Origin of the sequence: Acetatifactor muris, from assembly GCF_024623325.1 — a bacterium.
GTDB classification, from domain to species: domain Bacteria; phylum Bacillota; class Clostridia; order Lachnospirales; family Lachnospiraceae; genus Acetatifactor; species Acetatifactor muris.
Genome location: NZ_JANJZD010000027.1, coordinates 65,700 through 76,534 on the forward strand (window position 1 = coordinate 65,700; position 10,835 = coordinate 76,534).

At 47.6% G+C, this 10,835-nt stretch carries 12 protein-coding genes; 1 reads left to right on the top strand and 11 read right to left on the bottom strand.

Going from position 1 to position 10,835, the window contains the following annotated elements; translation table 11 throughout:
* Window positions 1-9 precede the first annotated feature (9 nt).
* Window positions 10-1,731: a DAK2 domain-containing protein gene (locus NSB25_RS21320; RefSeq protein ID WP_103241513.1), complete on the bottom strand. Its 1,722-nt coding sequence runs from the start codon at window positions 1,729-1,731 to the stop codon at window positions 10-12.
* A gap of 13 nt (window positions 1,732-1,744) precedes the next feature.
* On the bottom strand, window positions 1,745-2,104 hold the full coding sequence (locus NSB25_RS21325) for an Asp23/Gls24 family envelope stress response protein (RefSeq protein ID WP_103241512.1): 360 nt from the start codon (window positions 2,102-2,104) through the stop codon (window positions 1,745-1,747).
* A 243-nt stretch (window positions 2,105-2,347) separates the two neighbouring features.
* Between NSB25_RS21325 and rpmB the strand changes: the two genes are divergently transcribed.
* A complete protein-coding gene (gene rpmB, locus NSB25_RS21330; RefSeq protein WP_103241511.1) occupies window positions 2,348-2,533 on the top strand; it encodes a 50S ribosomal protein L28 in 186 nt (61 codons plus the stop codon).
* A 61-nt stretch (window positions 2,534-2,594) separates the two neighbouring features.
* Here rpmB and NSB25_RS21335 read toward each other — a convergent pair whose 3' ends face one another.
* The 9 genes from NSB25_RS21335 to NSB25_RS21375 all read right to left on the bottom strand — a co-directional run bounded on the left by NSB25_RS21335 (window position 2,595) and on the right by NSB25_RS21375 (window position 10,683).
* Window positions 2,595-2,735 carry a hypothetical protein gene (locus NSB25_RS21335; protein ID WP_172455233.1) on the bottom strand — a complete coding sequence of 47 codons (141 nt, stop codon included), beginning with the start codon at window positions 2,733-2,735 and terminating at the stop codon, window positions 2,595-2,597.
* A gap of 104 nt (window positions 2,736-2,839) precedes the next feature.
* Window positions 2,840-3,286, bottom strand: coding sequence for a GerW family sporulation protein (locus tag NSB25_RS21340; protein WP_103241510.1), 447 nt, complete (start codon window positions 3,284-3,286; stop codon window positions 2,840-2,842).
* Between the two features lie 27 nt (window positions 3,287-3,313).
* A complete protein-coding gene (locus NSB25_RS21345) occupies window positions 3,314-4,279 on the bottom strand; it encodes a hypothetical protein (RefSeq protein WP_146040147.1) in 966 nt (321 codons plus the stop codon).
* The gene (locus NSB25_RS21350) at window positions 4,273-4,596 is read right to left on the bottom strand and encodes a hypothetical protein (protein WP_103241508.1); all 324 of its coding nucleotides are present in this window, start codon (window positions 4,594-4,596) and stop codon (window positions 4,273-4,275) included. Before NSB25_RS21350 ends, NSB25_RS21345 begins: the two co-directional genes overlap by 7 nt.
* Before the next feature lie 39 nt (window positions 4,597-4,635).
* Window positions 4,636-5,088, bottom strand: a complete 453-nt coding sequence (locus NSB25_RS21355; protein WP_103241507.1) for an NUDIX hydrolase — start codon at window positions 5,086-5,088, stop codon at window positions 4,636-4,638.
* Window positions 5,089-5,173: 85 nt separating this feature from the next.
* Window positions 5,174-6,610, bottom strand: coding sequence for a peptidoglycan D,D-transpeptidase FtsI family protein (locus NSB25_RS21360; protein ID WP_103241506.1), 1,437 nt, complete (start codon window positions 6,608-6,610; stop codon window positions 5,174-5,176).
* Window positions 6,570-7,919, bottom strand: a complete 1,350-nt coding sequence (locus NSB25_RS21365; protein ID WP_103241505.1) for an FtsW/RodA/SpoVE family cell cycle protein — start codon at window positions 7,917-7,919, stop codon at window positions 6,570-6,572. The genes NSB25_RS21360 and NSB25_RS21365 overlap by 41 nt, the downstream gene beginning before the upstream one ends.
* A 20-nt stretch (window positions 7,920-7,939) precedes the next feature.
* On the bottom strand, window positions 7,940-10,219 hold the full coding sequence (locus NSB25_RS21370) for a peptidase U32 family protein (protein ID WP_103241504.1): 2,280 nt from the start codon (window positions 10,217-10,219) through the stop codon (window positions 7,940-7,942).
* Window positions 10,220-10,275: 56 nt separating this feature from the next.
* Window positions 10,276-10,683: a cell division protein ZapA gene (locus NSB25_RS21375; RefSeq protein WP_103241503.1), complete on the bottom strand. Its 408-nt coding sequence runs from the start codon at window positions 10,681-10,683 to the stop codon at window positions 10,276-10,278.
* Window positions 10,684-10,835: the final 152 nt, after the last annotated feature.

The following is a 10,835-nucleotide window of genomic DNA, read 5'->3' on the forward strand; positions in this document are numbered from 1 at the left end:
CTGCAAGTCTCATTCTACCGATATAACATAATAATAGATGGGCTGTCCGCCATACTGTAATTCTATATCACAGTCAGGATAGCTTTCGGCCACCAGAGCGCTGAAGGCTTCGGCCTCCTCGCCGTTCACATCGCTTCCATAGTAAATGCTGATCAGCTCAGCTTCTTCTGTCATCATTCCGGCAATGGTGTCTTTTGCCACCCCTCTGATATCAGTGCCCACGGCAAGGATTCCGTCATCTCCGATGCCCATATAATCCCCTTTTCGAATCTCCTTGTCGTCAATGACGGTATCACGTACCGCATAAGTGACCTCACCGGAGCAGACATTCCTGATTTCTCTGATCATATTGGCTTCGTTTTCATCGGCACTTAACTCCGGAACGAAATTGATTACCGCCGTAATTCCCTGCGGAATGGTTTTGGTGGGAATGACAAACAGATCCTTGTCCGCAGTCAGCTCTGCCGCCTGGTTGGCCGCCAGGATAATATTTTTGTTATTGGGCAGAACAAACACTGTTTTGGCATTGACCTTATCCACAGCTTCCAGGATATCGGCAGTACTGGGATTCATAGTCTGCCCGCCTTCAATGATATAATCCACGCCGAGACTTCTGAAGATTTCATTCATTCCCTCTCCCACAGATACGGCGATAAAGCCGAATTCTTTGGGAGGCAGTTCAGCCGCTGTCCCCGATGCTTTCTCCATATCCGCTTTTTTCATATCCGCAGCCGCTGTCTCCGCAGCCGCAGTGCCTTTTCCGGCGGACATCCTGAACAGCTTTTCCTGATGCTCCAGCCGCATATTGTCAATCTTCATATTGGAGAGCGCGCCATACTTCAATGCCTTCTGGATAGCCAATCCCGGGTCATTGGTATGTACGTGCACCTTCACAATGTCTTCATCAGCCACACATACAATGGAATCGCCAATGGATTCAAGATATGCCTTGAAATCCATTTCCGCTTTAATGTTAAATGTCTTGTTGAGCATGATAATAAATTCGGTACAGTAGCCAAATTTAATATCAACCGGCTCCTCCGCATTCTGCCGCCTGGAGGAAGTCGTACCTGCCCCGGCGTCTGCACTGACAGTAAAATCAATCTCCTTGCCCAGAAATGCATCCAGTGCCCCGGTCATCACTTCTATCAGTCCCTGTCCTCCGGAATCCACCACGCCGGCCTGTTTCAGCACCGGCAGCATCTCCGGAGTCTGGCTCAGCACATATTTGGCATGTTCCAGAACATCAGCCAGAAAACTTTCCATATCTGTCACGCCGTTCTCGTATAGCTCCTTTGCCTTATCTGCGGCTCCTCTGGCAACGGTGAGGATGGTTCCCTCTTTTGGCTTCATGACTGCTTTGTAAGCAGTCTCCACAGCTTTTTCAAAGCTTTCGACCATAACAGATATGGTCAGCTGTTCTTCCTCCTGAATCCTTTTCGTAAACCCGCGAAGCAGCTGTGACAGAATTACGCCGGAATTCCCTCTCGCACCGCGCAGAGAACCGCCGGAGACTGCCTTGCTGAGGCTTCGCATATCAATGCCATCACCCAGGGCAGATATTTCCTTTGCAGCAGACATAATCGTCATGGTCATGTTGGTGCCCGTATCGCCGTCGGGAACGGGAAAAACGTTCAGTTCATTAATCCACTCTTTTTTGCACTCCAGGTTCTTCGCACCGGCCAGGAACATTCTGGATAGCAGCTTAGCATCGATTTGTTGTAAACTCACGATACAGTCCTCCTTAATCAATCACTCTGACACCATCTACATAGATGTTGATTTTTTCGATTTCAATACCGGTAAATTCTTCTACTTTGTACTTTACGTTGCTGATCAGATTATCCGTAACAGCCAGAATGCTGACACCATATGCAACAATCACATGAAAATCCAGTATCAGTTTATTCCTGTCCAGCGTGACGCTGATACCTCTGGTAATGCTTTCCCGATTGAGAAGTTTTACCAGACCATCCTTTACGCTGACGCCGGCCATTCCCACAATGCCGAAACATTCTACTGCGACGCTTCCGGCGTATTGGGCAATTACATCATTATGAACTACTATCTTTCCCATATGGGTATTCATAGAAGAACCTTTCATCTCAACCCTTCCTTTCGCTTTTCAAATCAGGCGGGAGAATGCCCTTCTACGCCGCCTGCCGCGCTCCCCATGCGCAGACATATATTATTTATTGTAACAGCTTTCCCTGAAAAAGGGAATATTAAATATTAAAATTAAAAAAAGATTTTTTTTACTTGCTTTTTCCATATATTTCTGTTACTATATCACTGTTATGAATAAAATTCATGCGTAAGAACACGCAGATGTCGAGGAGGTGTCAAAATGGCTAAGTGTGATGTTTGTGGCAAAGGCGTTCTTTTTGGAAATAATGTCAGCCATTCTAATAGAAAAACCAATGCAATGTGGAAAGCAAATGTCAAAAGAGTAAAATGCAAGGTTAACGGCGGTTCTAAGAGAATGCATGTCTGCACCAGCTGCCTGAGATCCGGCAAGGTTGAGAGAGCTTAATCAGTTAAAAAGAGCAGGAATACCTGCTCTTTTTTTGTTCTTTTAACCTTTTATCACCATTTCAATCGCTGCAGAAACAATTGTATCCCAGAAACAAAAGCAGGGCAATTATAACCAGACCTACCAGGCGGTTATGAGTTACCAACATAAGCAGCATTCCGATTGCAATGAAAAATGCAATAAGTCCAATGATTTTTTTCATACGATTCCTGTCGCCAGCCTCAGGTCATTTCATCAGTTCATTATATGCATTTTTCCCGGGGAAATGTCAGCTTTCCGGACACTTCCCTGTAAACTGCTCTCTGTTTATTCCTTTTCTTCCGGAAATGCAATATCAACCACTTCCGCATCGGATATTTCATCGGAAGCTTTTGCCGACTTCTCTTTCGGTTTTGTAAATTTATCGACAATATCCGGAATCATGTCCAGTACCTTTGTGACTGCATCCTGATTTTTGATATTTACCAGCTTGACGGCACCGTCCTTAATGACAAGCACTGCGCTGGGAGTCATCTTTCCGCCCATACCGCCGGCTCCGGATGCCGAATTCTTTGCGCCGTTTGAAGAATCAGATTTGCTGCCGGCCCCGGCCCCCACACCGAAAGAGACATCCACAAGCGGAAGAATGATGGTATCTCCGATTTTCGTCGCCTCTCCCACCACTGTTTTGGTGGATAATACGGTATCCATCCCTCTCAGCAGAGATTCCACTACTCCCTGAAACTGGTTTTCTCTGTTTTCCTTATCTGCCATATTCCCTCCATTCTCAAGCTTTTCCCTTTAAGCTTTTTTTGTTTTCGCTTTTTTCAGCTTACGGATAAATGCTTTCAGCCGTTTATCCAGAAACAGCTTCAGCGCATTCACTGACAATACCCACAATGTAATATGACCGGACACTTCAAATTCGGCCTGAAATACCGCCCGTTCAAAATCCGGTGTCACCAGAAATCCTTTTCCCAGCGCCGAAGAGACCATGCAATATGCACCATAAGCATAACCGGTGGTATCAGGGGAACCGGTTCCGAACAGTATATCCGCCCGCAAATGTCTGGGACGGATATTTCGCAGTATTTTATCCAGCCTGAGCCATATATGTGCAAAAAGCTGCCGTGTATCTTCTTCCCGTAAAAGCTCTGTATAATATGATATATTTTCCCAAACTTCTCTTATTTTATCATATATATTTCGAATTGTGTACTTTATCTTCTTAAATTTTTTTAAAATACTGCCGGCGGCACCGGAGCCCTTCTCTTCATCGAAATCAGATACTGCACCGGTGGAAGCATCCGTCTCTGTTCTGACAACATCCGCTTCCCTTCTCCCGCAATCCGCGGCCCCTTCCGTTTCCCGGGCAGCTTCCGTACAGGCAGTTCCACCGTCATCTGCGTTCTCTTCGACGGCAGGTGAAGGATTTTTCTTTTTTCCCTTTTTCTCTCTGGCACCCGCTTTCTTCCCGGGATCTTTCTCCTCTTTTTCTTCCCCTGCACTTCCGGAATCATACAGAGTAAACCACAGCGCTTTCACAATGACCCGGCCCGGCTCCGGATATCGGTACTTCATTCGTAACAGTCCGAAAAGCCATCTTGCCCCTGCAGTGACTTTCAGTTCTTTCTCACACTTACTGCCACGCACATCATAAGTGACGGGGAAGAACAGAATCAGCAGAATTACTGCCAGGAGCAGAGCAGTTACCACCAGAAGGATAATGCCGATTACAGTCAGAATTCGCAGGCTCATAGCTAACATCGCAGATACTCCTTTAACGCGCAGTCTCCTCTCACGGACAGACATTCTTTTACGATTTTCTCCACCAGAGCCACAGCTTCCTGTCGGCTTCCGGCGATTCCCACAATGTAGGGCGGATACTTTTGATAATAGCTCTGCGACAGCTGCTTCGCCTCATATATCTCCAGCTGATCGGAGGGGTTGCGGGAAAATGCAATCAGAAAAACACCGGAAAAAAGAGGTCTGTTTTCCAGTCTTTTCTTTATTTTATCCAGTTTTTTCCTGTTAATGCTTTCACCCAGGTATAATTCAGGGCGATATGCAATTCCAAGAGCCATATAAGGATTCCTCTGCTTATTTTAACACAGCCGAAAATACTAATAGTACTTTCGGCTGCCCCATAAATTACTTCTTTTCAGTTCCAGGTATTCATCATAGCCCTTTTCCAGAATTTGCTTTTCATTCGAAAATTTTAACAGATGATAAGCCTCATGATATTTATAAAATCCCGAATCCAAAAAAAATTCTTCTTTTTGTGGTTTGCTGTAATAACTGTCAGCCATCATCAGATACCAGTGCACTTCCTTTGCCACAGTATCTTCGGGAACAGAAAAAGAATACTCGCTTTTCCCAATATACTTGATAATGGTCGCCTTCGCTCCTGATTCCTCAAGCACCTCCCGCAGAGCTGTCTCCTTGTATTCTTCTCCCTGCTCCACAGTGCCCTTAGGTAAAACCCATCCTTCATACTTGTTCTTATAATTCTTATACAGGAGAAGGATTTTTCCACGAAAAATTACCACACCACCACAGCTTGTTGCCTCCAGCATCGCAGTTCCTCCTGATTGGTGTGCTTTTGTTTTTGACTGCCGATATTGTTATTAGTATAGTCCAATCTTCGGGGAAGTGCAATACTTATTTTTTCCCGTTAAAATATGCGTCGAAAATCCGTCTGGCAATGGGAACCGCATAATCGCCTCCGCTGCCGGCGCCTTCCACGATAATGGTCACGCAGATTTCCGGATTTTCCACCGGTGCAAATCCGGTGAACCAGGCATGGCTGTCCTCCTTCACATCACTGTACTCCGCTGACCCGGTCTTTCCCGCAGCGGTATATTCCCGGCCGGAAAGCTTCTTTGCGGTACCGTTCTCCACCACAGCCGTCATCAGACCTTTCAGAATTTCCGCCTCTTCTTCGCTTATCAGCTGACCGTAACTTTCCGGCCGGAAAGATTTCACAATCCTGCCGGCGTCATTTTCCACACGGTCAATCACATAGGGCTTCATCAGATTCCCGCCGTTTGCAATGGCGCAGGTAATCATATTTAAGTGAATCGGCGTAATCTGCGTTTTGCCCTGACCGATGGAAGTCTGCATCATCTCATTTACCGACAGCTCTTCTGACATCCGGAGACTGCTTTTCAGACAGGGCAGTTCCAGGGGAAGCGGCTCGTTAAACAGTAAATCTTCCAGGGTCTCCGAGAATGAATCCCTGTCCAGGCTCATTCCGATTTTGGCAAAGGACGAATTACAGGATTTGGCAAAAGAGCGCTCAAAATCCACCTGTCCGTGATTTGTGCCGTGGTAACAGTTGATTCGGCTGTTCCCCGATTTAAAATATCCCGGACAGTCAAAGGAATACTGTGTATAGGTATCCGGGTTCTCTCTGATATATTCCAGTGCGGTCACTATTTTAAAAGTAGAACCCGGCGGGTACTTTCCCTGTGTCGCACGATTCAGCAGGACAGAGCTGTCCTCATTTTCCAGAAGCGACTCCCAGATATCCTCGATTTCATTGGGGTCAAAATCAGGATGCGACACCAGAGCCAGTATTTTTCCGGTAGAAACCTCCGTCACCACCACGGCGCCCCTGTAAATATTGAGCTCGTTGTCGGCAGCCTGCTGGATTGCCACATCCAGGGTGGTATGAACACTATCGCCTGGATTTTTCACGCCTGCGATATCATTTGCGGCCTTATTGGCAAGAGAGGTACTGGTATTAATCAGATAATAGTTGGCCAGAGCCTCCACGCCCATTCTCCCTCTGGTAGAATATCCCACGATATGTGAAAACAGATTCCCGTAAGGATAATTCCGAATCTCATTCTGGGCTCCGTCCACCGTGGTTTCCGCCAGAATTTCTCCGCTGCCGGCATAAATTGTTCCGCGGTAATTTCGGGACAGCAGAATTTTCTGTCTGGTATTGTAGCTGTTATTGATGATGTCCTGCCCGTTGGTAGCCGTAACATATCCCAGATACACGATCAGCACGGCAAATACCGCCGCAAAAAAGCCGCCTGTCACCAGAATCTCATGTCTGTTTTTTGCTGTTTTGCTTTGTTTTTCCGCCACTGTGCCTTGCTCCTTCCTGCTGTAACCTGATATAAATGCCCTGAATCAGGAAAAACATAATCATTGTCGTCATCACCGAGCTGCCTCCGTAACTGATAAAGGGCAGGGTGACCCCCGTCAGCGGAATCAGCTTGATTCCCCCGCCGATGGTCAGAAAAATCTGAAAGATGTACATAATTCCGATTCCGCATACAATGAGCTGATAGAAACGGTCTCTGATCAGAATCGCCATTTTCAACATTTCCAGAAAACAGACAAAATACAGAAGTATGACACAGATACCGAAAATTACACCCAGTTCCTCACAGATTGCAGAAAATACAAAATCCATTTCCACATAGGGAATCGCCTTCGGATCCCCCTGTGAAAGTCCCATGCCGAACCAGTTGTCGCTGCCGATGGCAAACAGAGACTGTGTCACCGCATATCCCTGATCGTCAATATAGGTCCATGGGTCCTGCCATGCAAGCACCCGGGTCCGCACATGGCCGAAAAGCCTGTATGCCGCCCACGCGGCTCCGCTTCCGCCCAGAGCCCCTGCCAGAAGATACAGATAATTCCCCGTGGCCAGAAACACCACAAACACATAACTGATAAAAAAAATCAGGGCGCTTCCCAGGTCCTTCGACACCACCAGCAGAATCACATGGGTACCGGCGATGACGGCGGTCAGCGCTACCCGCAGAAAATCTGCCTTTTCCCAGAGTGCACCTGCCAGAAAGAATATAAATAGAATCTTGACAAATTCCGAAGGCTGAAATGTGATATTCCCCACTGTCAGGGAGATTTTAGATCCATGGGTAATTTCTCCCAGAATGAAAACCATAGCCAGCAGCGCCACACCCACAAGGCCATATCCCCAGGTCAGCTTCTTCAGGAAGCGGATTTTCGTCAGCAGCCAGGGAAGAAACATTGACACTGCCAGTGAAAGCAGCACAATGATATACTGCCTGACAGCAGACTTGAAAGAAAGTCTGGAGACGATACATAAACCGATTCCCAGAAGCATGCACATATTATTCATCAGCACCCTGTTTGCTTCTTCGTAAATCATGGGTATCATCAGCACCACAGCCAGCAAAAAGATCTGTACAAACACATAGAAAAAGATATATTCCATGTTTTTGTTCACCAGGGCCATATCCATGAACATGCACAGCTGCACTGCAAACATCAGAAAGTTCTGAATCAGATAGACAGCTCTGTACTTTCTGCCCCTGTGGGACAGTGTGACAAAGCTACCCAGTGTGTAGAGAACCATCAGCGCCGCTATGATATATTTTGATAATTCCGTAATGTATTGCTGCATTTTGTCGTTCCTTTAAATTTCTATTCTACCCCCCGCTTTTCATGACCAGTCGTATACTCAGACTCAGGGAAAGCCATATTGCTTCTGAGGGAAGTAATCAGATGTTTTACCTCCTCCGGAGATTCCAATGTAAAATCCATACGCAGATCCACACATTCCCTCCATCCGGATAGTTCACGGTGCAGGGACAGCGGGACACTGTTGTATATAATATTCATACAATGGTCACAATTGACCAGCACCGGAAATTCTTTGTCCAGGCGATCCTTCAGAACCAGCCGGTCAGAGGACTTAGACCGCTGCCTTTCCGATGCGGCTCTTCTTGGCCCCTCTGTATGATTTCTGCACCTGTCTGTGGTTTTCAGCAGACAGTTTGCCGTAATCATCATGGGAATCCTGCCGTATACAACCTTTTCACAGGGCAGCCCGTTCAGAAGAGCCTTCTGCTCCGAAGCTCTCAGTTCATATGGCAGGCAGAAGCCTTCCAGCATGTCCTCCATCTCCCGCAGCGCAGACCGATTCCACACATACAGTCCGGCATCCCCTCTGCAGGGTATAGCTTTCTCTCTCTGCATGACAAATCCCAGCCCGTCCATGGAACGAACCAGAAATCCACGGAAAAGACTGCTTTCCTGTACCTTTTCATACAGCTGTGTGAGATAACTTCTGTCTGATTCCCGTAAAATATAAGGCAGTGCCGCATAGATTCCGCCGCTGAAGGAAGCGCTTCCGCACAGACGACATACCGTTTCCCATTCCTGCACAAGCAGATCGCCATCTACATACAACCGTACCGGAATGTTCTGCATGCCGCTCCCTGTCTCCTCTGCCACCGCCTCCAGCTGGGGAATGGTACGAACTGCAAATACAAATCCTTTTTCAGGGGAACCTTCTCCCGGGTGCCGGAAGCCTTTCCTGTTCCCGGGGGCTTTATTCTCCGAAAGCTCCGCTTTTCTGCAGGTGACGGCTTTTCCATAGCCGTTCTCAGACAGAAGGCGTTCCTCCAGTTCTGCCACAGCCCTTCTGCGCAGCTCGTTGATTTGCTTCAGCGGGTAAAAGCAGTCCCCGCTTACGTCTATTTCCACGGATTCCGCGCGGAAGATGCTGTCCCCAAGCCGGGTCAGCTGCTTTCGGATATTCTCTTCCGTGACAGGATGCCGCTCAGCTCTTTGCACCACATCCGAGCTGACACTGACACTGACTTCCGCCCGCTGTATTGTCAGCGCTGCCGGCCTGCCCGTCTGAAACACTGCCTTCATCCTGACCGGCAGTTTCAGGGCTTCCGCCAGATGCCGCTCCCGGATCCCGGCCAGCACAGCCTCTTCGTTTCCGCTGTAGGCAGGCGAATCCAGTGTAATCATATCCCGGCCATTGTGCTTAAAATAATATCCGTCCTGGACACTGCTCCTGATATAGAGCGAGGTCAGACACTTCCAGTCAGTTTTCTTCACCCTGTAAATTTCTGCCGCCTCCTCCAGTCCCCTATTCTCCCGCAGCTCATAATATCTGTCTATATATTTCCGGTAAAGCGCGGTGGCGCCTGCAGTATATTCCGGTCTCTTCATCCGGCCTTCGATTTTAAAGGAGTCAATTCCCGCTTCTGTCAGCCGGGGAATGTGCTCGATGGTACACATATCTTTCAGGCTTAAAGGATAGCAGTTTTTACTTTTCACACCGTCTGTGATGACAGAATAGGGCAGCCGGCAGGGCTGTGCACATCGGCCGCGGTTGCCGCTGCGCCCTCCGAGAATACTGCTGAACAGACACTGACCGGAATAGCAATAGCACATTGCGCCGTGGATAAAAGCCTCTATCTCCAGACCGGTATTCTGTTTCAGGACGGTAAGTTCCTTCAGACTCAGCTCTCTTGCAGGAACAATTCTGCTTACGCCCATGGACTGTAAGAGAGAAGCCCCCCAGCTTCCGCACAGCGTCATCTGGGTGCTCGCGTGAAGTTTACAGTCCGGAAAATGCTCTCTTATAAACTTAAGTACCCCCAGGTCCTGCACAATCACTGCATCCAGTCCGGCTTCACAGAAGGGATACAGATATTCATACAGCCCGGCAAATTCGGATTCTTTCAAAAGCGTATTCACAGTGAGATAAATTTTCCGTCCCAGCAGATGCGCATATCGAATGCATCGTACAAGCTCTTCGGCTGTAAAATTTTCCGCATACGCTCTGGCGCCGAATTTGTTCCCTGCCAGATATACCGCGTCCGCACCGGCATGTATGGCACCGTAAAATCCTTCCGCATTTCCGGCCGGCGCCAGCAGCTCAGCTTTTATGTGATTATTCATAAAAATCTCCGCTTTCTTTTATAAGAAAAGGCTGTCCGGGATTCGGACAGCCCATTTTACTTTTTCTTCAGCTCTGTTTCCAGACGTACAATTTCCTTCGCGTCCTCGTTCTGCGCTTTCTGAAGCGTCTTAATCTGCTCTTCTGCACTTTCCAGCTTAATCTGAGCGGATATCAGCTCATGCTTCAGATCATAGAGATCTCTGTCCTTTGCCTGCAGCTCCTCTTCCAGTGCGGTAATCTGTTTTTTGGCCTTGAAATAATCATCCGCAATATTCAGCTGGAGTAAAACTCCCTGGGTTTCCGCAGGCTGTCTGCGAAAAGCATCCAATTTATTGTACTCATTCACTTTGTTGTTAATGTAAGAGGCGACCTTCTGCAGATACTCTTCACTCTCATAACCGCTCAGGGTAAATACTTTCCCTCCGATAATTACCTCTGTATCCGTTTTGGAAGACGAAGCCATAAGCCGCCACCTCCTTTGTAATCCCATAACTTCTCGGAATCTTCAGCCCTTATTTCATGGTGCTTTCAGAACCTATTTTTCAAAAATCACCCACTTTTTTCTCTAAAACACTTGACAAACCAGTCAAAAAATGCGGCGCTTCGCGCCCCTTG

What these genes read in the sequence shown, in the direction of transcription:
- NSB25_RS21325 (WP_103241512.1), bottom strand. Translation starts at nt 2,104, where the DNA reads ATGAAAGGTTCTTCTATGAATACCCATATGGGAAAGATAGTAGTTCAT.
- rpmB (WP_103241511.1), top strand. Translation starts at nt 2,348, where the DNA reads ATGGCTAAGTGTGATGTTTGTGGCAAAGGCGTTCTTTTTGGAAATAAT.
- NSB25_RS21335 (WP_172455233.1), bottom strand. Translation starts at nt 2,735, where the DNA reads ATGAAAAAAATCATTGGACTTATTGCATTTTTCATTGCAATCGGAATG.
- NSB25_RS21340 (WP_103241510.1), bottom strand. Translation starts at nt 3,286, where the DNA reads ATGGCAGATAAGGAAAACAGAGAAAACCAGTTTCAGGGAGTAGTGGAA.
- NSB25_RS21345 (WP_146040147.1), bottom strand. Translation starts at nt 4,279, where the DNA reads ATGTTAGCTATGAGCCTGCGAATTCTGACTGTAATCGGCATTATCCTT.
- NSB25_RS21350 (WP_103241508.1), bottom strand. Translation starts at nt 4,596, where the DNA reads ATGGCTCTTGGAATTGCATATCGCCCTGAATTATACCTGGGTGAAAGC.
- NSB25_RS21355 (WP_103241507.1), bottom strand. Translation starts at nt 5,088, where the DNA reads ATGCTGGAGGCAACAAGCTGTGGTGGTGTGGTAATTTTTCGTGGAAAA.
- NSB25_RS21365 (WP_103241505.1), bottom strand. Translation starts at nt 7,919, where the DNA reads ATGCAGCAATACATTACGGAATTATCAAAATATATCATAGCGGCGCTG.
- NSB25_RS21370 (WP_103241504.1), bottom strand. Translation starts at nt 10,219, where the DNA reads ATGAATAATCACATAAAAGCTGAGCTGCTGGCGCCGGCCGGAAATGCG.
- NSB25_RS21375 (WP_103241503.1), bottom strand. Translation starts at nt 10,683, where the DNA reads ATGGCTTCGTCTTCCAAAACGGATACAGAGGTAATTATCGGAGGGAAA.